General features: G+C 63.0%; 18 protein-coding genes and 3 tRNA genes. 9 read left to right on the top strand and 12 right to left on the bottom strand.

Annotated elements, in window-relative coordinates:
* Positions 1–320 precede the first annotated feature (320 nt).
* From BLS08_RS09995 to BLS08_RS09980, 4 genes are all read right to left on the bottom strand, one after another.
* Positions 321–397: transfer RNA gene (locus BLS08_RS09995), tRNA-Asp, on the bottom strand.
* Positions 398–505: 108 nt separating this feature from the next.
* Positions 506–582, bottom strand: a tRNA-Asp gene (locus BLS08_RS09990).
* Positions 583–617: 35 nt separating this feature from the next.
* Positions 618–693, bottom strand: a tRNA-Val gene (locus tag BLS08_RS09985).
* A 252-nt stretch (positions 694–945) separates the two neighbouring features.
* Complete coding sequence (locus BLS08_RS09980) at positions 946–1,419, bottom strand: MarR family winged helix-turn-helix transcriptional regulator (protein ID WP_045735195.1); 474 nt, start codon at positions 1,417–1,419, stop codon at positions 946–948.
* A gap of 108 nt (positions 1,420–1,527) precedes the next feature.
* Here BLS08_RS09980 and BLS08_RS09975 point away from each other — a divergent pair, with 108 nt between their 5' ends.
* The 5 genes from BLS08_RS09975 to BLS08_RS09955 all read left to right on the top strand — a co-directional run bounded on the left by BLS08_RS09975 (position 1,528) and on the right by BLS08_RS09955 (position 9,656).
* Complete coding sequence (locus tag BLS08_RS09975) at positions 1,528–3,297, top strand: N-acetylglutaminylglutamine amidotransferase (RefSeq protein WP_055986576.1); 1,770 nt, start codon at positions 1,528–1,530, stop codon at positions 3,295–3,297.
* 132 nt (positions 3,298–3,429) lie between these two features.
* Positions 3,430–5,169 carry an N-acetylglutaminylglutamine synthetase gene (ngg, locus tag BLS08_RS09970; RefSeq protein ID WP_021489746.1) on the top strand — a complete coding sequence of 580 codons (1,740 nt, stop codon included), beginning with the start codon at positions 3,430–3,432 and terminating at the stop codon, positions 5,167–5,169.
* 63 nt (positions 5,170–5,232) lie between these two features.
* On the top strand, positions 5,233–6,432 hold the full coding sequence (locus BLS08_RS09965) for an osmoprotectant NAGGN system M42 family peptidase (RefSeq protein WP_045735192.1): 1,200 nt from the start codon (positions 5,233–5,235) through the stop codon (positions 6,430–6,432).
* Between the two features lie 158 nt (positions 6,433–6,590).
* Complete coding sequence (locus BLS08_RS09960; RefSeq protein WP_055986579.1) at positions 6,591–9,341, top strand: hybrid sensor histidine kinase/response regulator; 2,751 nt, start codon at positions 6,591–6,593, stop codon at positions 9,339–9,341.
* A 63-nt stretch (positions 9,342–9,404) separates the two neighbouring features.
* Positions 9,405–9,656 (top strand): YheU family protein, encoded by a 252-nt coding sequence (locus BLS08_RS09955; RefSeq protein ID WP_017679028.1) that lies wholly within the window; start codon positions 9,405–9,407, stop codon positions 9,654–9,656.
* Here BLS08_RS09955 and BLS08_RS09950 read toward each other — a convergent pair.
* The 3 genes from BLS08_RS09950 to ttcA form a co-directional block, all read right to left on the bottom strand.
* On the bottom strand, positions 9,646–10,317 hold the full coding sequence (locus tag BLS08_RS09950) for a DNA-3-methyladenine glycosylase I (protein ID WP_017679027.1): 672 nt from the start codon (positions 10,315–10,317) through the stop codon (positions 9,646–9,648). The genes BLS08_RS09955 and BLS08_RS09950 overlap by 11 nt on opposite strands.
* A gap of 130 nt (positions 10,318–10,447) precedes the next feature.
* Positions 10,448–11,512 carry a 3-deoxy-7-phosphoheptulonate synthase gene (locus BLS08_RS09945; RefSeq protein WP_017679026.1) on the bottom strand — a complete coding sequence of 355 codons (1,065 nt, stop codon included), beginning with the start codon at positions 11,510–11,512 and terminating at the stop codon, positions 10,448–10,450.
* Between the two features lie 513 nt (positions 11,513–12,025).
* Positions 12,026–12,850 carry a tRNA 2-thiocytidine(32) synthetase TtcA gene (ttcA, locus tag BLS08_RS09940; protein ID WP_003244364.1) on the bottom strand — a complete coding sequence of 275 codons (825 nt, stop codon included), beginning with the start codon at positions 12,848–12,850 and terminating at the stop codon, positions 12,026–12,028.
* A 101-nt stretch (positions 12,851–12,951) separates the two neighbouring features.
* On the opposite strand from ttcA, the gene BLS08_RS09935 reads away from it, so the two are divergent.
* From BLS08_RS09935 to BLS08_RS09920, 4 genes are all read left to right on the top strand, one after another.
* On the top strand, positions 12,952–13,545 hold the full coding sequence (locus BLS08_RS09935; RefSeq protein ID WP_055986582.1) for a DNA-J related domain-containing protein: 594 nt from the start codon (positions 12,952–12,954) through the stop codon (positions 13,543–13,545).
* A 168-nt stretch (positions 13,546–13,713) separates the two neighbouring features.
* Entirely contained in the window at positions 13,714–14,313 is a 600-nt protein-coding gene (locus BLS08_RS09930) for a Yip1 family protein (protein WP_021489753.1), read from the top strand.
* 132 nt (positions 14,314–14,445) lie between these two features.
* Positions 14,446–15,108, top strand: a complete 663-nt coding sequence (locus BLS08_RS09925; RefSeq protein ID WP_055986585.1) for a Yip1 family protein — start codon at positions 14,446–14,448, stop codon at positions 15,106–15,108.
* Positions 15,109–15,169: 61 nt separating this feature from the next.
* Positions 15,170–15,664 (top strand): SprT family zinc-dependent metalloprotease, encoded by a 495-nt coding sequence (locus tag BLS08_RS09920; protein WP_045735187.1) that lies wholly within the window; start codon positions 15,170–15,172, stop codon positions 15,662–15,664.
* A 110-nt stretch (positions 15,665–15,774) separates the two neighbouring features.
* Here the strand turns inward: BLS08_RS09920 and BLS08_RS09915 are convergent, their stop codons facing one another.
* The 5 genes from BLS08_RS09915 to BLS08_RS09895 all read right to left on the bottom strand — a co-directional run bounded on the left by BLS08_RS09915 (position 15,775) and on the right by BLS08_RS09895 (position 22,191).
* Entirely contained in the window at positions 15,775–16,956 is a 1,182-nt protein-coding gene (locus BLS08_RS09915; RefSeq protein WP_055986588.1) for a CaiB/BaiF CoA transferase family protein, read from the bottom strand.
* Between the two features lie 35 nt (positions 16,957–16,991).
* The gene (locus BLS08_RS09910) at positions 16,992–18,638 is read right to left on the bottom strand and encodes an AMP-binding protein (protein ID WP_017679018.1); all 1,647 of its coding nucleotides are present in this window, start codon (positions 18,636–18,638) and stop codon (positions 16,992–16,994) included.
* A gap of 81 nt (positions 18,639–18,719) precedes the next feature.
* On the bottom strand, positions 18,720–19,541 hold the full coding sequence (locus tag BLS08_RS09905; protein WP_017679017.1) for an amidohydrolase family protein: 822 nt from the start codon (positions 19,539–19,541) through the stop codon (positions 18,720–18,722).
* A gap of 23 nt (positions 19,542–19,564) precedes the next feature.
* Entirely contained in the window at positions 19,565–20,704 is a 1,140-nt protein-coding gene (locus BLS08_RS09900) for an acyl-CoA dehydrogenase family protein (protein WP_017679016.1), read from the bottom strand.
* 173 nt (positions 20,705–20,877) lie between these two features.
* Complete coding sequence (locus tag BLS08_RS09895; RefSeq protein WP_017679015.1) at positions 20,878–22,191, bottom strand: dicarboxylate/amino acid:cation symporter; 1,314 nt, start codon at positions 22,189–22,191, stop codon at positions 20,878–20,880.
* Between the last annotated feature and the right edge of the window lie 340 nt (positions 22,192–22,531).

The following is a 22,531-nucleotide window of genomic DNA, read 5'->3' as shown; positions in this document are numbered from 1 at the left end:
CTCAAGGGCGCTCAGTTCCAGCAGTTCTTCCTGATAATCATCCATTACTCGACTCTCCCGCATGAACCGTTCAACGACGAAACAAGATGCATGCCCATCAGGCTAGAACGGCGGGATGAAGACAATATGACGAAAGGTCGCGGGCAGGTGAAATGGCCATCGACACTCACGAGGAACAGGCGCTGCCTGCGCAGGAGAGGTTTTAGCCGCGATGACAAGCACGCAAAGCTCGCTGCCTGAGCACCTGCCACAGCGAAGCAGATGCACAAACGACAGCCAATAAAAAACCCGCTGATCTAGCGATCAGCGGGTTTCGTATATGGCGCAGCGGACGGGACTCGAACCCGCGACCCCCGGCGTGACAGGCCGGTATTCTAACCGACTGAACTACCGCTGCGTGTCGGTTGGACTTTCGTCCAGAAAACTCTTGAAGCTTTATTGCATCTGATGGCGCCCTTGCGGACTCTGCCATCTCAAACCGATAAAACATCGATCTGGGAAATAATGGCGCAGCGGACGGGACTCGAACCCGCGACCCCCGGCGTGACAGGCCGGTATTCTAACCGACTGAACTACCGCTGCGCGTCGGTGGACTTTCGTCCTTCTCTCTAAGGCTATGGTGGGTGATGACGGGATCGAACCGCCGACCCTCTGCTTGTAAGGCAGATGCTCTCCCGGCTGAGCTAATCACCCATGTGCCTTAGCGAGGCGCGCACTTTATGCAGGCGGCGATGCTAAGTCAATACCCTGCTTGAATTTTTTCTGAAAAAGACGGGGCACCGCCTAATGCCAGTCAGTTAAACGTCGCCGCTGCGAATGCGTAGGAGCGGCGCCCCGCCGCGAACCGGGGCGATGCGCACTTGAAAAGCTTCGCCCCGGGGCGGGGCTCCTACGAAAGGCCGCTTTGGCAGCCTTATCTGATCGACATTAGGGTCACCGCCCACCTCATTCCATCTCCCCGCACAACTCGGCCGCGCGCAGCAGCGCGGCAGTGAGACTGTGGCGCTCCCAATCGGCCAGTGCGGCGAAACGCTGGTTGAATTCCGGCGGCATCAACGACGGCGCCTGCTGAATCAACTCGCGCCCGGCAGCGCTGATCAGCAGCCATTGACGACGACGGTCCTGATCATCGCGCTGACGCTGCAACAGGCCGTGCTCTTCGAGACGATCGAGCAGACCGGAAAGCGTCGCCGCCGTGAGGCTGACGCGGCTGCTGAGCACGCTGGCAGTCATGCGCGTCTCGCTGGCCAGCACCTGCAGCACCATCAACTGCATGGGCGTCAGCCCACCAAAACGCGCCAGACGCTTGGCATGCACCTCCCCCGCCTGCTGCAGGCGTCGCAGGGCCTGGAACAGGGGCATTTCAAAGGCCATGACAGATGACAAATCTATTTCAGCAGGAACTTTTTTATCAGTCATAAGCACCAATTCATAACAACCAAAACTTTGACATGAAAGCATTATTTTGTTTTGGTGTAAAAGGCTCGACCACGAGCCACTCCCCAACGGCAACACCGGTAAGGAACTATGTGCGGAATAGCTGGAGAACTACGTTTTGATCGACGCCCCGCGGACCTGGCGGCAGTCGAACGCATCACCCACCACCTGGCCCCTCGCGGCCCCGATGCCCACGGCTTCCACAGCCAGGGCCCCATCGCTCTGGGCCACCGCCGGCTGAAGATCATGGATCTGGCCGAAGCCTCGGGCCAGCCGATGATCGACAGCGATCTCGGTATGTCCATGGTGTTCAACGGCGCCATCTACAACTACCCCGAGCTGCGTGCCGAACTGGAGGCGCTGGGTTATCGCTTCTTCTCCGGCGGTGACACCGAGGTATTGCTCAAGGGCTATCACGCCTGGGGCGAGAACCTGCTGCCCAAGCTCAACGGCATGTTCGCCTTCGCCGTCTGGGAGCGTGACAAGCAAAGCCTGTTCATCGCCCGCGACCGTCTTGGCGTCAAACCGCTTTATCTGTCGCGTACCGGTGAGCGCCTGCGCTTCGCCTCGTCGCTGCCGGCCCTGCTGCAAGGCGGCGATATCGCCAAGACGCTGGATGCCGTCGCTCTCAACCATTACCTGAATTTTCACGCCGTGGTCCCAGCACCACGCACCATTCTGGCGGGCGTGGAGAAACTGCCGCCGGCCACCTGGATGCGCGTCGACGCCGACGGCAAGATCGAACAGAAAACCTGGTGGACGCTGCAATTCGGCCCGCAAGGCGATGAAGCCGGCTACGGCCTGGAAGAGTGGCGCGACCAAGTGCTGCATACCATGCGCGAAGCCGTGGCGATCCGTCAGCGCGCGGCCGTGGATGTCGGCGTGCTGCTCTCCGGTGGCGTCGACTCGAGCATGCTGGTCGGCCTGCTGCGCGAAGCCGGCGTGGAAAACCTGCTGACCTTCTCCATCGGTTTCCAGGATGCCGGCGGCGAGCGCGGCGACGAGTTCCAGTATTCGGACCTGATCGCCCAGCGCTTCGCCACCCGCCACCACCAGTTGCGCATCGGCGAGCACGAGATTCTCGACCAGCTACCGAATGCCTTCCGCGCCATGAGCGAGCCGATGGTCAGCCACGACTGCATCGCCTTCTACCTGCTCTCGCGCGAAGTGGCCAAGCATTGCAAGGTGGTGCAGAGCGGCCAGGGCGCGGACGAACTGTTCGCCGGCTATCACTGGTACCCGCAGGTTGACGGCGCCGACGATGCCTTCGCCGCCTACCGCGCCGCCTTCTTCGACCGCGAGCACGACGAATACGCGGCCTGCGTACAGCCCGCCTGGCTGACCGGCGACATGGCTGGTGATTTTGTGCGCGAACACTTCGCCATGCCCGGCGCCAGTGCAGCGGTAGACAAGGCGCTGCGCCTGGACAGCACGGTGATGCTGGTCGACGACCCGGTCAAACGGGTGGACAACATGACCATGGCCTGGGGCCTGGAGGCGCGCACGCCATTCCTCGACTATCGCGTGGCCGAACTGTCGGCGCGCATTCCCGCGCAGTTCAAGCTGCCTGACGGCGGCAAATATGTACTCAAGGAAGCGGCGCGCAAGGTCATCCCCAGCGAGGTGATCGACCGGCCCAAGGGCTACTTCCCGGTACCGGGCCTCAAGCATCTGGAAGGCGCCACCCTGGGTTGGGTGCGCGACCTGCTGCTCGACCCCAGCCAGGATCGCGGCCTGTTCAACCCGACCATGCTCGATCAGTTGCTGACCAACCCGCAAAGCCAGCTCACCCCGCTACGCGGGTCCAAGCTGTGGCAACTGGCAGCGCTCAACCTGTGGCTGAGCGAACAGGGCCTGTAACTCACGTGGAGCGGCCCTCGGGCCGCTCCTGCAGGATCAATGGTCGTAGCCCGGATGCACTCCGGGATTTGTCGCGACTCAATGACGATCCGGCTCAGACCGGACGTAGTGAACACGGACAGGGACTATTCCATGCGCTCCACTGCCTTCAATCAACGCCTGCTGCGCGGCCAGACACCCTCCTACGAGCGTCTGCAGGCACGCCTGGCCGAGGATCACACCAGCCAGCCCAGTCAACCGCAAGCCATTCATTGCGGCTGGGGCCGCCTGCTGATCGGCCATACCTACCCCGACGCCACGGCGCTGGCCGAATCCCTGCTGGGCGAACAGCCCGGCGAACGCGATATCGCGCTTTACGTGGCCGCACCGCATCAGGTGCTGGCGCATGCGCCGCAGCAACTGTTCCTCGACCCCTCCGACACCCTGCGCCTGTGGTTCACCGACTACCGCCCAGCACGTCGCAGCTTCCGTGGTTTTCGTATCCGTCGGGCGCAGAACGATGCCGACTGGCAGGCGATCAACTGCCTGTACCAGACCCGCGGCATGCTGCCGATCGACCCGGCCAAACTCACGCCCTACAACGAGGGCGGCCCGACCTACTGGCTGGCAGAGGATGAAGACAGCGGCGCGGTGATCGGCAGCGTCATGGGCCTCAACCACCAACGCGCCTTCCGTGACCCGGAAAACGGCAGCAGCCTCTGGTGCCTGGCGGTCGACCCGCAATGCAGCCGCCCAGGCGTCGGCGAGGTGCTGGTCCGGCATCTGATCGAACACGGCATGAGCCGTGGCCTGAGCTACCTCGACCTGTCGGTGCTGCACGATAACAAGCAGGCCAAGAAGCTCTACGCCAAGCTCGGCTTTCGCGAGCTGCAGACCTTCAGCCTCAAGCGCAAGAACGGCATCAACCAGCCGCTGTTCCTCGGCCCTGGCCCGCAGGCCGAGCTCAACCCTTATGCCCGCATCATCGTCGACGAGGCGCTGCGCCGCGGCATCGAAGTGCAGGTGGACGACGCCGAGGCCGGGTTGTTCACCCTAAGCCACGGCGGCCGACGCATCCGTTGCCGTGAATCGCTGTGCGACCTGACCAGCGCCGTGAGCATGACCCTGTGCCAGGACAAGCGCCTGACTCATCGCGCCCTGTCGCGCGCCGACCTCAGTGTACCGGCGCAGCGCCTGGCCGGTAGCGCCGAAGACAATGCCACCTTTCTCGCCGAGCATGGCTCGGTGGTGGTCAAGCCGGTCGACGGCGAACAAGGCCAGGGCGTGGCAGTTGATCTGCGTACGCCGGGCGAGGTGCAGGAAGCCATCGAACGTGCCCGCGTGTTCGACCAGCGCGTGCTGCTGGAGAGTTATCACGAAGGCCACGACCTGCGCGTGCTGGTGATCGGCTACGAAGTGGTGGCCGCGGCCATCCGCCGCCCGGCCGAAATCATTGGCGATGGCCGCCACAGCATCGGCAAGCTGATCGATGCGCAGAGCCGTCGGCGCCAGGCCGCCACCGGCGGCGAAAGTCGCATCCCCAAGGACGCCGAAACCCTGCGCACCCTGCACGGTGCCGGCCTCGACTACGACAGCGTGTTGCCCGCCGGTGAGCGTCTGGCCGTGCGCAAGACCGCCAACCTGCACACCGGCGGTACCCTGGAGGATGTAACCGCGATCCTCCATCCGGCCCTACGTGACGCCGCCATCAAGGCTGCGCGCGCCCTGGAAATCCCCGTGGTTGGCCTCGACCTGCTGGTGCCCGCCGCTGATCAGCCGGAGTACGTATTCATCGAAGCCAACGAGCGCGCTGGCCTGGCCAACCATGAGCCGCAGCCGACCGCCGAGCGCTTCGTCGATCTGCTGTTCCCGCTCAGCCAGAGGCCGAGCTGACTCTTCTCCCCCGGCCCTCTCCCACATACGGGAGAGGGGAAAACCCAACGCCGAGGAGCTTGCATGCAACAACTACCCGAACCCGATCTCGACTACATGCAGAAGGTGCTGCTGGAGATGCTTGCCATCCCCAGCCCCACCGGTTTCACCGACACTATCGTGCGCTACGTCGCCGAGCGTCTCGAAGAACTGGAAATCCCCTTCGAGCTGACCCGCCGCGGCACCATCCGCGCCACCCTGCGCGGGCGCCAGAGCGAGTACGAACGTTTCGACCGTGCCGTTTCCGTGCACCTCGACACCATTGGCGCCATCGTCCGCGAGATCAAGGACAACGGTCGTCTCGGCCTGGCGCCGGTGGGCTGCTGGTCGAGCCGTTTCGCCGAGGGCAGCCGCGTCAGCCTGTTCACCGACAACGGCGTGATTCGCGGCAGCGTGCTACCGCTGATGGCCTCGGGGCACGCCTTCAACACCGCCGTCGACACCATGCCGATCAGTTGGGATCACGTCGAGCTGCGTCTGGACGCCTACTGCGCCACCCGTGCCGATTGCGATTCACTGGGCGTTTGCGTTGGTGATTTCGTCGCCTTCGATCCGCTGCCGGAGTTTTCCGAAAGCGGCCATATCAGCGCCCGTCACCTCGACGACAAGGCTGGCGCCGCAGCGCTGCTGGCGTCACTCAAGGCGATTCGTGATCAGGGTCTGCAACCGATGATCGACTGCCACCCGCTATTCACCATCACCGAAGAGGTCGGCTCCGGCGCTGCTGCCGCCCTGCCCTGGGATGTCAGTGAGTTCGTCGGCATCGACATCGCTCCGGTCGCGCCAGGCCAGCAGTCCAGCGAGCACGCCGTCAGCGTGGCCATGCAGGACTCCGGTGGCCCCTATGACTATCACCTGTCACGCCAGTTGCTGCGCCTGGCGGCCGAACAGGAAGTACCGGTACGCCGCGACCTGTTTCGCTACTACCACAGCGACGCGCAATCGGCGGTCACCGCCGGCCATGACATCCGCACCGCGCTACTGGCGTTCGGCTGCGACGCCACCCATGGCTATGAACGCACCCATATCGACAGCCTCAAGGCCTTAAGCCGCCTGCTTACCGCCTACATGATGAGCCCGCCGGTATTCGCCAGTGACGCCCAGCCGGCACAGGGTTCGCTGGAGCGCTTCAGCCATCAGCTGGAGCACGATGCGCAGATGGAAAGCGATACCCGCGTCCCACCGGTGGACAGCCTGGTCGGGCAACATGATCGGGACGCTTGAAGGCTTCGGCGCATAAAGGCAAAGTGACGCAAAAGGACGACAGGGGAGCATCAGCTCCCCTTTTTCTGGCCTGCAGTCAGTGGCCAACCTTCGGGCCGTCGCCAAGCGACGTTGAACATGACTCCCGGCCATTTCCCATGGCCCTCTGAGGTTCACGGATGCCTCGCCTTTGTCTGGCCTTATTGCTGTTCTGGCTTGCCTGTCCAAGTTGGGCCCTTACACCTGCGCCGCTGGATAGCGACGACCTGCGCCTATCCCTGGGCCCTTACACCGGTTATTACGAAGACGTGGACGGCACCCTCAGCGTCGAGCAGGTGCGAGCCCTGGATGACGATGCTTTCCGCAAACCCGGCGGCGAGCACGCCAACCTTGGCAAGAACGCATCGGTGTGGTGGTTCAAGGCTCGCCTGGTCAATACGCTGGAGCATGAGCTGGGCGGCTATCTCGAAGTCAACTATCCGCTGCTCGATCGCCTCCAGGTTCACCTGATCGGCCCCGATGGCCAGCACCTGGAACAGGAAAGCGGCGACAGCTTCGCCTTCTCCCAGCGACCGGTACAGGTACGCAATTTCTGGTTTCCCATGCAGCTGGAGCCTGGCGTCAACACCCTGCTGATCCGCGTGGAAACCAGCAGCACGGTGTTCGTGCCGCTGTTCTTCGCCACCTACGGTGCCAGCGCGGCGGCGCAGGAGAACCTGATGGGCTTCAACGGCGCGTTCTACGGCGTGCTGTTCGCCATGTTCTGCTACAACCTGTTCCTCTACCTGTCGCTGCGCGAGTCGGCCTATCTCTGGTACCTGGCCTACAACCTCAACGTCGGTCTGCTCGCGGCCTGCTTCGACGGCATGCTGTTCAAGTTGCTACCCGAGCACGTGGCCTTTCAGTCGGTCAGCATCTACATCCTGATGTACGTGCACTGCCTCACGGCGATCCAGTTCAGCCGCCATTTCCTGCATGCACGTCAGTATTTCCCGCGTCTGGACACCGGCCTGCGCCTGCTGATGCTGATCTGCGTCGGCTGCCTGCTGTCGGTGCCGCTGATCGGCTTCGCCGCCTGGAACATCCTGGCCAGCGTTACCGTGTCCCTGGTGTCGCTGATCCTACTGCTGACCGGCATCTACGTGTGGCGTCGCGGCGTGCGCTACGGCTCCTACTACACCCTGGCCTGGGCCATCCTGCTGTTCGCCTTCATCCAGGCCACCACCGGTTCGCTGGGCCTGGAAGTGTTCGGCGTATTCGGCGCCACGGTGGTGAAGATCGGCGTGACCATCGAGCTGATCACCCTGTCCATCGGTCTTGCCGACCGCATCAACCTGCTCAAGGAAGAAGGCTTCCAGTCGCGTCGTGCGGCCGAGCAAGCCGCCTTCGAGAACCAGGCCAAGAGTCGCTTCCTGGCCAAGATGAGCCACGAGATCCGTACCCCGCTCAACGGCGTGCTGGGCATGCTGCAGCTGCTGCGCGAAACGCCCCTGGATCGCAGCCAGCGCTTCTACGTCGACACCATTTCCAGCTCCGGTAGTTCGTTGATGGCGGTGATCAACGACATCCTCGACTACGCCCGTATCGAATCCGGCAAGCTCAGCCTGGAGCAGATCGAGTTCGATCTTGAAGAGATGATTTCCGAAACGCTCAGCCTGTTCACCGGCCAGGCGCTGGACAAACGCCTGCGCCTCTACGTCAGCCTGGAAAACGGCGTGCCACGGCGCATTCAGGGGGACCCGACGCGGCTCAAGCAGGTGCTGATGAACCTTCTCAGCAACGCCCTGAAGTTCACCGCCGAAGGCCATGTCGCGGTCAGCGTCAGCCGCCGCAGTGACAGCCATGGCAGGCCGCATCTGGTGATCGCCGTCAGCGATAGTGGCATCGGCATCAGCGAGCAGGCACTGGCGCAATTGTTCGAATCCTTCGCCCAGGGTGATTCCAGCACCACCCGCCGTTATGGCGGCAGCGGTCTGGGGCTGGCCATCAGCAAGGAACTGGTGGAGATGATGGGCGGTAGAATCGAAGTACAGAGCACCCTGGGCCAGGGTACCCGCTTCGCCTTCGACATGCCGCTGCTGGCCGAACAGGAAACCCCCGACGAGCTCAGTCGTCTGCTGGCCGGACGCACCGCCCTGCTCGCCTCGCTGGACGGCCTTGGTCTGGATGCCATGAGCCGCTTGCTCGGACGCTGGGGCATGCGTACCGAGCGCTGCCAGACGCCGGAGCGCCTGCAGGACTACCTGGAGGATTTCGCCGCGCCGCCGCTGCTGGTGCTGATGGCGCCCTGGCCAGGTGGCGTCAACCACTGGCTCGACTCACTGCGGCCCAAGCTGCAGGCGCAACAGCGCGTGCTGCTGGTCTGCCCGCCCGAGGCCTGCCAGCAACTGCCAGCGAGCTACGAACTACGCCTGCAACACCTGGCCCAGCCAGTGGCGATCAACGCACTGCGCCAGGCCTTGAACGGGCTGTATGAAGAACCCAGAGCACAGGTACATCAGTTGGTCAGAGAAATACGCAGCGACAACAGCGAAGCCCCCTGCATTCTGGTGGCGGAGGACAACCCGGTGAACCAACTGGTGGTTCAGGGCTTTTTGAAAAAACGTGGCTACAGCGTACGCCTGGTCACCGACGGCCAGGCAGCGGTGGATGAATACGCTCGCGACCCGGCTGCCGTGCACTTGATCCTGATGGACTGCGAGATGCCGGTGATGGACGGCTTCGAAGCCACCCGGCAGATCCGCCGCCTGGAGCGCAGCCAGCAACTCGCCGCCGTGCCCATCATCGCGCTGACCGCGCATATCCTCGAAGAGCACCGCCAACACGGCCTGGACGCCGGCATGGACGATTTCCTTGGCAAACCGCTGGACAGTGGCCTGCTCTACAGCACCCTGGAGCGCCACCTCAAGCGGCCCGGCATGGTGCACTGAGAGAACTCGCAGCAGGGCGCCCTCTGGCTCTATCATGGGCGCCAATAACTGGAGTCACTCGTTGTGCTGATCCCCGCTGAGCTGCTGCAAGCCGATACCCTCACCGCCCTGATCGAAGACTTCGTCACCCGCGACGGTACCGATAACGGCGATGAAACCCCGTTGGAAACCCGCGTGCAGCGCGTACGCCGCGCCCTGGACAAGGGCGAGGCGGTTATAGTCTTCGACCCTGACAGCCAGCAGTGCCAACTGGCGATGAAGCGTGACGTACCCAAGGAATGGCTGGAGGCCTTGCAGCAATCGCTCAGTGATTGACCGTGTGCGCCAGCATCACCGATAGCTGGCACAGCGGCCGACCGCTCTCGGCCTGCCACTGGTTGAAGGCGGCCTGCACGGCAGCCAGGTCTTTCAGACTGGTCGGCGCCTTGTCGATCACGCCCTGCGCCTTGAGCGCGGCGACCATGTCATCGGTAGGGACGAAGGTGTCCTTGCCCACCATACGCAGGAAGCGCGGCGCCGACAGACCGCCAAGCTGACTGCCATGCTTGGCCAGATACTTCCACAACCCGACGATGTCACTGACCGGCCAATCGGCGATCAGCGCGCCGAAACTGCCCTTCTCGCGACGCACGTCAAGGATGAACTGGGCATTGCGGGGCACGCTTTTGAGCTTGCCCAGATGGCGGATCAGCCGCGCATCCTGCATCAGGTTCTCCAGGCGCTCGGCGCCCATCAGCACCACCTTTTCCGGATCGAAGCCGAAGAAGACCTCCTCGAACGCCGGCCATTTGGCATCCACCAGACTGTGTTTGAGGCCTGCGCGGAAGATACGCAGGCTGATCAGCGACAGGTAACGGTCATCGCTCAGCGCCCGCAGCTCGGCATCGCTGCGCGGCTGCGGCAGCATGGCCTCCAGCGCCTTGGCCGAGCCGAAACGGTTGAGGCAGAACTCGTGCAGCCACTTGTAATCACGCATGAATCGAACCCTTCATGAAACGGATGACGAAGCCTGCACGCAGCACGCCGAACACTCAAGTCCCTGAGCGGTGACGTGCACGTAGGGCGGGTGCAACCCGCCAATCTAGGACTGGCGGGTTACACCCGCCCTACCCGCGCAAACGCTCGGCGGCCTGGCGCAGCGCCGCTTCGGTGCCTTCCCAGCCCAGGCAGCCATCAGTGATCGACACGCCGTAACGCAGCTCGCCGGAAAGCGCCTGGCAACCGTCGAACAGGTGGCTCTCCAGCATCACCCCGCGCAGGCTGGCATCCCCGGCCAGGCGCTGGTCGATCACGCTGTCCAGCACCGCCGGCTGGCGCAGCGGGTCCTTGCCGCTGTTGGCATGGCTGCAGTCGACCATGATGCGCGGTGCGATACCCTGACGCTGCAGCGCCTCACGTGCGGCGGCGACGCTTGCCGCATCATGATTCGGCGCGCCGTGGCCACCGCGCAGCACCAGATGGGTGTCCGGGTTGCCGGCCGTGTGCAGCAGCGCCGGGTGGCCGAGGTCGTCGATGCCGAAGTGCTGATGCGGGTGCGCCGCCGAACGCATGGCGTCGCAGGCGATGCCGACGCTGCCGTCGGTACCGTTCTTGAAGCCCACCGGCAGATCCAGGCCGCTGACCATCTCGCGATGCACCTGCGACTCGCTGGTACGTGCGCCGATCGCCGCCCAACCGAGCAGGTCGTCGAAGTAGCCGGCGGCCATCGGTTGCAGCAGCTCGGTGGCCAGCGGCAGGCCGCGAGCGAGGATATCCAGCATCAGTTGCCGCGACTGGCGCAAGCCTTCGGCCATATCGCCACTGCCATCGAGATGCGGGTCGTACAGCAGCCCCTTCCAGCCCACGGTGGTACGTGGTTTCTCCACGTAGGCGCGCATCACCAGCAGCAGTTGGTCGTCGACCTGCGGCGCCAGCTCGGCCAGGCGCTCGGCGTATTCGAGGGCGCTGGTATGGTCATGCAGGGAACAGGGGCCGACCACCACGAGCAGGCGCGAGTCGCGGCCATCGAGCACGGCGCGGATGGCGTCACGGTCGGCGGCAATACGTTCGGCAAGCGTGGCAGACAACGGCAGGCGTTGACGCAGTACGGCAGGGCTGGGCAGCGGCTGAGCACTGCGGCGGGCGATGGTGGTAACGGTGGAAGCGAGTTGAGCAGAGACGGAAGCATTCATGATCTGGCGGTTCCTTGGCCGGCGCGGCCTGCGCCGCGCGGCGCTAACTGAGTGTTCGTTGCAAAGGTGTCAGGGCGGTGGTGACGCTGCTAAATCGCCAGTCGTAGCGGTAGTTGCGGTAATAACGGTTCATCTGCAAGTCCTCGATCTGTGGCCGTTTTTCGGCCGGAAAAAATAAAACCCCCGGTCGGGTTGCCGACCGGGGGTTTTCTGGAAAACGTCTCTGGTGGCGACCCTGGTGTCTCAGGCCGCCTGTGGGGTATCAGGCGCGCCTGTGCCTAAACCAATACCCAAAGAAATAATACGCTGCCGCCACAAGCGCCTGCGCACGAGCCAGCGCGGCGCGCGAGGCACCGGCTTGCAGCATGGACAGGAGGTTGAGGCTGGCGGACATGGAATTCTCCAAAGCGATGGCCGAACCATACTCCAGGCCTTTGCGACCTGGCAAGCGTCGCGGCTAAAGCCCCTCCCACATGCGACGCGAGCCGTGGGAGGGGCTTTAGCCGCGATGGCTTACAGGCTCATCACGTCGAGGAAGCGCGGTGTGGCGCTGTCGTCGATCTTCAGGCTCTTGAAATCGAACAGGTTGCGGTCGGCCAGCTGCGAGGGGTGCACGTTCTGCAGGGCGCGGAACATGATCTCGACACGTCCCGGGCTCTTGCGCTCCCACTCCTGCAGCATCTCCTTGACCACCTGACGCTGCAGGTTCTCCTGCGAACCGCACAGGTTGCACGGAATGATCGGGAACTCCTTGAGTTGGCTGTAGGCCTCGATATCGGCCTCGGCGCAGTAGGCCAGCGGGCGGATCACCACGTTGCGGCCGTCGTCGGACAGCAGCTTGGGCGGCATGGCCTTGAGCGTGCCGCCGTAGAACATGTTGAGGAAGAAGGTTTCCAGGATATCGTCGCGGTGATGCCCCAGCGCCATCTTGGTCGCGCCGATCTCGTCGGCATAGGTGTACAGGGTGCCACGACGCAGACGCGAGCACAGCGAGCAGGTGGTCTTGCCCTCGGGGATCTTCTCCTTGACCACCGAGTAGGTGTCCTTCTCGATGATGTGGTAGGCAACGCCGATGGATTCCAGGTAGGCCGGCAGCACGTGCTCGGGGAAGCCGGGCTGCTTCTGGTCCATGTTCACTGCGACGATCTCGAACTTGATCGGCGCCACCTTCTGCAGGTACAGCAGCACGTCGAGCATGGTGTAGCTGTCCTTGCCGCCGGACAGGCAGACCATCACCTTGTCGCCATCCTCGATCATGTTGAAGTCGGTGATGGCTTCGCCGGCCAGGCGGCGAATGCGCTTCTGCAGTTTGTTCTGGTTGACCGAAAGGGTGCCCATGGTGCGTCGGAATCCGAGGGAGTGGGAACGAAAGCGCAACATTTTACCCACAATGGCGCCGCGCCCCTACCCCGACAGCAATGAAATGCTAGTCTCGGCCGATGAACGACGACCTCGACCCCAACCTGGACCTCACCGAGCAGGTACTGCAGCTGCTGCAGGCAGCACCGGACGGCATTGCCGAATACACCCTGATCCAGCAATTGAAAGACCGCCACAGCGGCCATGTCCCCAATCTACCCCTGGCGGACAAGCTGGTGCTGTTTCGCACTCATTTTCTGCTGTTCAACGCGCTTTATCGCCTGCGTGAACGGCTATGGCAGGAGCAAACGCACCTGCTCGAGATCAGCCCGCTGTGCATCCGCCTGCTGCCCTACCAGCCAGGCAACGCGGCACTCAGTGAACGCGACGAGCTGCGCGATTACTATCTGGACATGAGTCAACTACGCGACACCGACGAGCGCGATGTCGAGCGCCTGCTGACCAGCTTCTGGACACGCATGCAGGGCGGCGAAGAAAAGCAGGCGGCCCTGGAACTGTTCGAACTGGCCAATGAACGGACGCTCGATCTGCCACGAATCAAGCTGCGCTACCGACAAATGGTCAGCGCACATCATCCGGACCGAGGCGGCAGCACAGAGCGGTTGCAGTCGATAAACCTGGCCATGGAAATTCTTGAGCGCTATTACCGCTAACCTCTAGAGAGCGATTTGCTCTAAAGCCAGACATCACGCCTGCTCCAGGCCCTGCCTATACTGCGACATAAGGTCGCATAGATTTCGGCCTGACACCCGGTGGCGCTGTACACGCGTGCCGGGCGTTCGCTGGGGGGCGACCGTCATAAGAAAGAGGAGGTGTCTGGCATGATCCACCACGTTTGGGGGCTCTTCACCCATCCCGATCAAGAATGGCAAGAAATCCGTGGCGAGGAAGAATCCATCAGCCACATGTATCTGACCCATGTGCTGATTCTTGCGGCAATTCCCGCTATTTCAGCCTACATCGGCACCACCCAGGTTGGCTGGGCGATTGGTGACCGAGCACCGGTGATGCTCACCGAAGGCAGTGCGATGGTGATGACCATCATGTCCTACCTGGCGATGCTCGCTGGCGTAGCCGTGATGGGCGCCTTCATCCACTGGATGGCACGTACCTACGACGCCAATCCCAGCCTGACCCAGTGCGTCGTATTCGCGGCCTACACCGCCACCCCGCTGTTCATCGGAGGTCTCGCAGCGCTTTACCCGCACCTGTGGCTGGGCATGGTCGTAGGCACGGTCGCGATCTGCTACACCGTTTATCTGCTCTATGTCGGCATACCGACCTTCATGAACATTCCTGAAGACGAAGGCTTCATGTTCTCCAGTTCCGTACTGGCGGTCGGCCTGGTCGTGCTGGTAGCGATGATCGCCAGCTCGGTCATTCTCTGGGGCATGGGCATCGGCCCGGTCTACACCAGCTGATAGTCACTAGACGCTAACCCACAGGCCGCCTCCGGGCGGCCTTTTCGTTGCCATGCGTCAGAAAATTTGGGTTGAACCCTACGCGGCTACGACTGCCCGAGAATTAAAGGCAGTCACGCGGATGGTCACACCATGTATGCGAACCTCTATACCCTTCTCACCCGCCCGGACCGCGCCTGGACGGCCATTCGCCAGGACGAGGAACGCAACAGCGCCAGTTACCTGCCTTACCTGCTGCTTTTCAGCCTGTTGCCGGCAGTTTGCCTGTTCATCGGCACCCATTGGGTGGGCTGGAGCCTGGTAGACGAAGAGCGCATTCGCCTGGAGGTCGCAAGTGCCCTGCAACTGAGCGTGTTGCTGTATCTGGCAACGCTGGTCGGCGTTTTCATCATGGGTTACTTCCTGCGCTACATGTCGCGCACCTTCGAGGCCAGGCCCACCTTCAACCAGTGCATCGGTTTCATCGCCTATGCCTGCACGCCCTTCTTCCTGGCCGGTATCGCCGCGCTCTACCCCACCCGCTGGCTGGCAATCAGCGTCCTACTACTTGCCTGTGCCCATGCCGCCTACCTGATCTATGTCGGGCTGCCACGCTTCATGCGCATCGACAACCAGCAGGGTTTCCTCTACGCCTCCTCGATGATTGGCGTGGGGCTGCTGGTAATCGTCACCATTCTGGTCAGCATGATCCTGTTCTGGACCTATACCCTGGAGCCGGAGTATCAGCGCACGGTGCAGCAGGACCAGAGCCGCGGCACGCAGGAACAGCGAATGCAGGCGCCAGGGGACGAGTGATACCTGCGCTGGCTGTCGGCTTGCGGCATAATTCACGCTCAGCCTGCACCAGCGCCTGTCCATGCCCGAACAGATTCACGCCCGCGTCGAAGCCTGCTACCAGCAGGCCGAAACCTTCTTCAAGCAACGCTTTGCCCGCCCCGAGATCAGCTTCAAGCTGCGCGGGCAGAAGGCCGGTGTCGCGCACCTGACGGAAAACAAGCTGCGCTTCAACCTACAGCTGTACCGGGCCAACCAGGAAGACTTCCTGCGCCAGACGGTGCCGCACGAAGTCGCCCACATGGTCGCCCATCAGCTATTCGGCCCACGCATTCAGCCGCATGGCGAGGAGTGGCAGCTGATCATGCGCGGCGTCTACGAGCTGCCGCCGCATCGCTGCCACAGCTACGAAGTCGAGCGGCGCAAGGTCAGTCGCTTCATCTATCGTTGTAGCTGCGCAGATGGCGAGTTCCCCTTCTCGGCCCAGCGTCACGCCCTGGTCGCCAAGGGCCGCCGCTACTACTGCCGGCGTTGCAAGGTGACGCTGACCTTCAGTGGTGAGCAGCGTCAGGAGTGATGAGGGAAGCTCCATAACGCCTCGGTGCGCGCGGCGCACCCTACGCCCGTATCGAAGTCTCGCAGAGTGCGCTGTGCGCAGCGACGTTGCCAGACAGTGAGCCTTGCGACTCAACCCAGCGCCTTAGCCCTCCTCAACGCTGCGATCTGTTCGGCGTCATAACCCAGCTCTGTCAACACTTCGGCGGTATGCGCGCCAACCGCCGCCCCGACATGCCGTGGTGGCGGCAGCCCTTCGGAGAACTTCAACGGGCAAGCCAGCTGCGACTGCGCGGGCAACCCCTCACGTGGCACCTCGACGACCAGCCCGCGAGACTTGATCTGCGGATGCTGCACCGCTTCGGACAGCGGCAACATGGGTTCGACGCAGGCATCAAGCTCAACGAAGACTTCGCACCATTGCGCGAAATCGCGCTTCTCGAACTCGATCTCGATCTCACGCTTGAGCGTGCGTTGATCCTCGGGCCTCTGCGACAGGCCGCGTGCTGCCAATTCGGGGCGGCCAATGGCGGCGCAGAACTGCTGCATGAATTGCGGTTCCAGGCTGCCGACAGAGAACCAGCGACCGTCGCGCGTGCGGTAGTAGTCGTAGAAGCTGCCGCCATTGAGCGCCTGGTTTTCCATGCCAGGCTCGACGCCGGCACCGAGGTAACCAGCGCCCGCCATGCCATGCAGGCTGAACGCACAGTCGGTCATGCTCACGTCGACCTGCTGCCCCACGCCGGTGGCCTGGCGCTGCACCACAGCAGCAAGCAGGCCGATCACCCCATGCAGCGAGCCGCCCGCCAGGTCGGCCAACTGTACGCCGAGCGGCAACGGGCCGCTGTCGCGACGCCCGGTGTAGCTGGCGATACCGGCCAGCGCCAGGTAGTTGATGTCGTGCCCGGCGCGATCACGATAAGGCCCACTCTGGCCGTAACCGGTGATCGACACGTAGATCAGCCGTGGGTTGATCGACTTGAGTGCCTCGTAACCGACGCCCAGCTTGTCCATCACGCCGGGACGAAACTGTTCGAGCACGATGTCGTACTCGCTGACCAACTGCCTGACCACCTCCACCGCTTCGGGCCGCTTGAGATCGAGGGCGATGCTGCGCTTGTTGCGGTTGAGGTAGGCGTGGCTGGTGGAGGTTCCGCCATCGTGCGGCGGCAGCACACGCACCAGATCCATGCGCGTGGGCGACTCCACACGCAGCACCTCGGCGCCCATATCCGCCAGCAGCAACGAGGCAAAAGGACCCGGCAACAGAGTGGAGAAGTCGAGAATTTTCAGCGAAGACAGTGGGCCGGACATGGTGACTCCAGATAAGAAAAAGTGGCCTAGGCGACTCAGCCTTCCCAGACGATGACGGCGTCACCGGGGAGGGCGGCAATGGCCTCGGCATAACGCACTTCCAGGACGTTGCGGCGAATTTTCATGGTCGGCGTCATGCTGCCGTTATCCACCGTCCAGGCCTCGCTGACCAGGTAGAAATGGCTGACACGTTCGTGCGCCGCCAACCGTTGATTGACTGCATGCAGATGCTCGGCAAGTGACTGGCCGAGCAACTCGCGCGGTTGCTGGCGGGCGGCTGGCGAGAGCTCGATCAGCGCCAGTGGTTGATCGAGATTGCTGCCCATCAGGCACACCTGCTCGACCCAATGACTCTTGGCGATCTCGCCCTCGATGGGCGCTGGCGCGACGTATTTGCCCTTGCTGGTCTTGAAGATGTCCTTGACCCGCCCGGTGATACGCAGGTAGCCCGCCTCGTCCAGCTGGCCGCGGTCACCGGTGTGCAACCAGCCATCCTTGAGCGTCTCGGCGGTTTTCTCCGGCTCACGGTAATAACCCTGCATCAGCGTCTCGCTGCGCAGCAGGATCTCGCCGCTGGCGTCGATGCGCACCTGCAGATGCGGCATCGGCCTGCCCACGGTACCGAAGCGCACCTGCCCGGGGCGATTGAAACAACCGTAGGCGAAGTGCTCAGTCATGCCGTAACCCTCGCAAATGGTCATGCCCAGGCGCCGGTACCACTCCAGCAGCCCGGTGGAAATCGCCGCCGCACCGGACACCAGCACGCGCGCACGATCCAACCCTAACCCCGCCCGCACCTTGTGCGCCACCAGACGTCCCAGCAGTGGGATACGCAGCAGGCGCTCGAGCTTGTGCGCCGGCAATTTCTCCAGCACGCCCTGCTGAAAGCGCGTCCACAACCGTGGCACCGAGAAGAACACGGTGGGACGCACCTGGCGCAGGTCGCCGGCGAAGGTCTCCAGCGACTCGACGAAGGCCACCGGTGCGCCGCAGTAGAGGCTGTTGAATTCGACCAGGAAGCGCTCGGCGGCATGCGATAGCGGCAGGTAGGAGAAGAACTGATCCTGCGGCGTCATGTTCAGCTCCGCCGTGGCGTTGGCCGCAGAGAACGCCATGGCGTGGGCCGAGAGCATCACGCCCTTGGGCTGCCCAGTGGTGCCGGAGGTATAGAGGATCGACAGCAGATCCTCGCCGCGTTGCAGATGCCCGCCGAACAGCGGCTCATGCGCCGCCAGCAAGGCCTGCCATTGATGCTCGGCGGGCATGGTCGGATAAGGCATGGCGATGCGGGTGATATGCGCCGCGATACCGGTGGCCAGCTTGTCCGGCTCATCCAGCTTGCCAACCAGGATTACCTTGCAGCCCGCGTGCTCCAGCACATAGGCGATCTGTTCCGGCGCCTGCAGCGGATACAGCGGCACGCTGACCAGCCCGGCGTGCTGGATCGCCAGGTCGCTGATAAACCATTCGGCGCAGTTTTTCGCCAGCAGCGCAACGCGCTCGCCCGGCACGCAGCCCAGCGCCAGCAGCGCGCTGGCCAGGCGGCGCGCCTGCTCGTCGACCTGGCGCCAGGTGAAGTCATGCCACACTCCATTGACCGGCTGACGCAGCCAGACGGCATCGGCTTGCCGATCCAGCCAGTGGTTGAAGCGTTGCAGCGGCAGTTGCAGTGGTTCGGTCATCGCGGCGCACCTGTTGTCGGTTGTTGTGCGGGGCCAGCGGTAGATCCCGGCATGGCGCCAGGGGGATCGATCAGTCGGACATTACAGGCCGAACACCCGGCGGGCGTTACCGTACAGAAATTGTGCCTCCACCTCGGCGGCCAGACCGAGTTCCTTGACCTGGGCCATGCAGCGGCTCAGGGACAGTTGGGGGAAGTTGCTGCCGAACAGCACCTTTTGCGCGCCGTAGCTCTGCATGTACTGCAGAAGCTGTGCAGGGTAATAACGGGGCAGATAGGCCGAGGTATCGATGAAGACGTTATCGTGCTTCCAGGCCACGCCTATCATCTCGTCCGTCCAGGGATGGCCAATATGCCCGGCGACGATGCGCAGCTCCGGGAAGTCCAACGCCACCTCGTCCAGATAGGGTACCGGTCGCCCGGTTTCCGACGGCAGCAGCGGGCCGGTATGGCCAACCTGAGTGCAGAAGGGAATGTCCAGCTCGATGCACTTCACGTACAGCGGGTAGTAGCGCCGGTCGTTCGGCGGCAACTTCCACAGCCAGGGCACGATGCGCAGTGCCTTGCAGCCCAGCTCGTGCACGGCCCGCTCCAGCTCGCGCACGGCGGCCATCGGCTTGCTCAGATCGACCGTGGCCACGCCGACGAAGCGCTCGGGAAAGGCCCGGGTAAACTCGGCGATCTCATCGTTGCTGAACACCCATCCCTCGGGGCGGCACCAGGCGGCCAGCATCAGCTTGTCGACGCCCGCCTCGTCCATCTGTGCGATGGTCTCCTCGGGGCCGAGTCGCACATCCAGCAGGTGCGCACTGCCGGACTTCTCGAACAGCCGCGCCACCTCCGGCATGCGCTCGCGCAGTTGGCCACCGGCGGGCTGAGCCCATGCGTCAATCGCAAGATTCATATCCACTCTCCGTCGAACGGCCGCTACAGCTTCATACCGCGGCTGATGATTTCCTTCATGATTTCCGAGGTACCGGCAAAGATGCGCTGGATGCGCGCGTTCGCGTACATCTTGCAGATCGGGTATTCCCACATGTAGCCCCAGCCGCCATGCAGCTGCACGCCCTCGTCGACCACCTTGCACAGCAGCTCGGTGGTGAACAGTTTGGCCTCTGCGGCGACTTCTGCACTGAGCTTCTTCTGGTTGTGATCCATCACGCAGCGGTCGGTGAACACCTGGGCCACGTCGATCTGGGTGCGCATCTCGGCCAGCTTGAAGCGGGTGTTCTGGAAATGCGCCACCGGGCGGCCGAAGGCCTGGCGTTCCTTGACGTACTCGATGGTGGTCTGCAGCGCCGCCTCGGCGCCAGCCACCGCGCCACAGGCATTGGTCAGGCGCTCCTGGGCGAGCATGTTCATCAGGTAGAAGAAGCCGCCCTTGGCATCGCCCAAGAGATTCTCCTTGGGCACCTTGACGTCGTTGAAGAACAGCTCGGCAGTGTCCTGGCTGTGCATGCCGAGTTTCTTCAGCTTCTTGCCGCGCTCGAAGCCGGACATGCCGCGCTCCACCAGAAACAAGCCCATGGCGTGCTTGTTGGCCGGATCGGTCTTGGCTGCGACTATCACCACATCGGCCAGATAGCCATTGGAGATGAACACCTTGGAGCCGTTGAGCAGCCAATGATCGCCCTTGTCCACCGCCGTGGTGCGCATGCCGGCCAGGTCAGAACCCGCTGACGGCTCGGTCATTGCCACCGCCAGGATGGTCTCGCCACTGATGATGCCCGGCAGCAACCGCGCTTTCTGCTCGGCATTACCGTACTCGGCGATATAGGGGCCGCACAATGCCGAGTGCAGCGGGATCATGAAACCGGGTTCGTTGATGCGCGCCAGCTCCTCGCACATGATCTGCTCGTAGCGAAAGTCCTTGAGCCCGGCACCACCGTACTCCTCGTCCGCCCAGGGCAACAGAAAACCCATCTCGCCGGCCTTGCGCCACACGCTGCGATCCACCACGCCCGCCTCTTCCCAGGCCTCCTGGTGCGGCACCACCTCCTTGTCCAGAAATGCCGCGAAGGCATCGCGGAACAGGTTGTGCTCGATCTCGAAATGGTTGCGTTGCATGGGGCGGTTCCTCCGCTGTTGTTATGCCCTTGAGGTTAAGGGCCGCCCCGCCGCCCCTCAATGACCCGTGCGCTCAGCCGGGTTGACCCATTCGGTCACGTAACCCCAGGCCAAAAAAAGCCCGCCATGAAGGCGGGCCGAAGGTGACTCCTGTGCGTGGCAGGAGCAGCACGTCAAACCAGTTCGCGGATCGCCGGAGCAGCGACTACCTCGGTCTTGCCACCAGACGCTAGCTCGCGCTGCAAGGTGTCTTCGTCCAGCTCCTTGCACCACTTGGCGACCACGATGGTGGCGACGCCGTTGCCAACCAGGTTGGTCAGCGCGCGGGCTTCTGACATGAAGCGGTCGATACCCAGGATCAGCGCCAGACCGGCAACCGGCAGGTGGCCAACGGCAGACAGGGTCGCGGCCAGAACGATGAAGCCGCTACCGGTCACCCCGGCAGCACCCTTGGAGGCCACCAGCAGCACCAGCAGCAGAGTGATCTGATGGGTGATGTCCATCGGCGTATCGGTGGCCTGGGCGATGAAAACCGCTGCCATGGTCAGGTAGATAGAGGTCCCGTCGAGGTTGAAGGAGTAACCCGTGGGGATCACCAGACCGACCACGGATTTCTTCGCCCCCAGCTTTTCCATCTTGGTCAGCATGCGCGGCAGTACCGACTCGGAAGACGAAGTGCCGAGCACGATCATCAGCTCTTCACGGATGTAGCGGATCAGGCGCACGACGCTGAAACCATGGGCGCGGCAGATGCCGCCCAGCACCACCAGCACGAAGAACACGCAGGTGATGTAGAAGCACAGCATCAATTGGCCCAACTGCACCAGCGAACCGACACCGTACTGACCGATGGTAAAGGCCATGGCGCCGAAGGCACCGATGGGCGCGACCTTCATGATCATGTTGATGATGCCGAACATGACGTGGGCAATGCGGTCGATGAATTCCAGCACCGGCTTGCCGAACTCGCCCATGCGCTGCAGGGCGAAAGCGAAGATCACCGAGAAGAACAGCACCTGCAGGATGTCGCCATTGGCGAAGGCACCGACCACGGTGGACGGGATCACGTTGAGCAGAAAGCCGACGGTGCTCTGCTGCTCGCCCGCGGAGGCATAGGCTGCGATCTTGCTGGCATCCAGCGTGTTCGGGTCGATATGCATGCCGGCACCTGGCTGCACCACATTGACCACGATCAGGCCGATCACCAGGGCAACGGTGGACACGATCTCGAAGTACAGCAGCGCGTAACCGCCAGTACGACCAACCGCCTTCATGTCCTGCATACCGGCGATACCGCTGACCACGGTGCAGAAAATGATGGGGGCGATGACCATCTTGATCAGTTTGACGAAACCATCGCCGAGCGGCTTTAGCGCTACACCGGTCTCGGGGTAGAAGTGGCCGAGCAGGATACCGATGGTGATAGCGACCAGAACCTGGACGTAGAGCATTTTGTAGAACGGTTGACGGGTGACGTCGGTCGTCATGGCAGTTCCTCAGTGACCCCGCGGTGCATCCTTCCGATACCGCGCAGCCCTTTTGTAAGCATGTTCCCTCCAGCCGGAGGGGTTTATTGTCGAGGGGCGTGATCCGCCGCCTGGTTCGCCGTATCGCAAGCCGCATGCCATATCAAAAAATTCAGACAAACCGTTTAAAAACAACAAGTTACACAACATACCAGCCAAACAGTCATGTCATTCGTGGCGGATTCCCGCACGACCAAGCAGCCGGCGCTGGCGGATATCCATCCGCACGTGAGCTGTGCACATGACTTGTTGCGCGCGGGCCGCTCTGGCTACCATCGGCAATCATCCTGGATCGGCCTGC

The organism is Ectopseudomonas chengduensis (assembly GCF_900102635.1).
Lineage (GTDB): Bacteria > Pseudomonadota > Gammaproteobacteria > Pseudomonadales > Pseudomonadaceae > Aquipseudomonas > Aquipseudomonas chengduensis.
This window is presented reverse-complemented; position numbering and strand designations above follow the sequence as displayed.

Bases quoted from the DNA above. Each gene is read 5' to 3' on its own strand.
- BLS08_RS09980 (WP_045735195.1), bottom strand. From the start codon at position 1,419: ATGACTGATAAAAAAGTTCCTGCTGAAATAGATTTGTCATCTGTCATG.
- BLS08_RS09975 (WP_055986576.1), top strand. From the start codon at position 1,528: ATGTGCGGAATAGCTGGAGAACTACGTTTTGATCGACGCCCCGCGGAC.
- ngg (WP_021489746.1), top strand. From the start codon at position 3,430: ATGCGCTCCACTGCCTTCAATCAACGCCTGCTGCGCGGCCAGACACCC.
- BLS08_RS09965 (WP_045735192.1), top strand. From the start codon at position 5,233: ATGCAACAACTACCCGAACCCGATCTCGACTACATGCAGAAGGTGCTG.
- BLS08_RS09960 (WP_055986579.1), top strand. From the start codon at position 6,591: ATGCCTCGCCTTTGTCTGGCCTTATTGCTGTTCTGGCTTGCCTGTCCA.
- BLS08_RS09950 (WP_017679027.1), bottom strand. From the start codon at position 10,317: ATGCGTGATTACAAGTGGCTGCACGAGTTCTGCCTCAACCGTTTCGGC.
- BLS08_RS09945 (WP_017679026.1), bottom strand. From the start codon at position 11,512: ATGAATGCTTCCGTCTCTGCTCAACTCGCTTCCACCGTTACCACCATC.
- ttcA (WP_003244364.1), bottom strand. From the start codon at position 12,850: ATGGGCACCCTTTCGGTCAACCAGAACAAACTGCAGAAGCGCATTCGC.
- BLS08_RS09935 (WP_055986582.1), top strand. From the start codon at position 12,952: ATGAACGACGACCTCGACCCCAACCTGGACCTCACCGAGCAGGTACTG.
- BLS08_RS09930 (WP_021489753.1), top strand. From the start codon at position 13,714: ATGATCCACCACGTTTGGGGGCTCTTCACCCATCCCGATCAAGAATGG.
- BLS08_RS09925 (WP_055986585.1), top strand. From the start codon at position 14,446: ATGTATGCGAACCTCTATACCCTTCTCACCCGCCCGGACCGCGCCTGG.
- BLS08_RS09920 (WP_045735187.1), top strand. From the start codon at position 15,170: ATGCCCGAACAGATTCACGCCCGCGTCGAAGCCTGCTACCAGCAGGCC.
- BLS08_RS09915 (WP_055986588.1), bottom strand. From the start codon at position 16,956: ATGTCCGGCCCACTGTCTTCGCTGAAAATTCTCGACTTCTCCACTCTG.
- BLS08_RS09910 (WP_017679018.1), bottom strand. From the start codon at position 18,638: ATGACCGAACCACTGCAACTGCCGCTGCAACGCTTCAACCACTGGCTG.
- BLS08_RS09905 (WP_017679017.1), bottom strand. From the start codon at position 19,541: ATGAATCTTGCGATTGACGCATGGGCTCAGCCCGCCGGTGGCCAACTG.
- BLS08_RS09900 (WP_017679016.1), bottom strand. From the start codon at position 20,704: ATGCAACGCAACCATTTCGAGATCGAGCACAACCTGTTCCGCGATGCC.
- BLS08_RS09895 (WP_017679015.1), bottom strand. From the start codon at position 22,191: ATGACGACCGACGTCACCCGTCAACCGTTCTACAAAATGCTCTACGTC.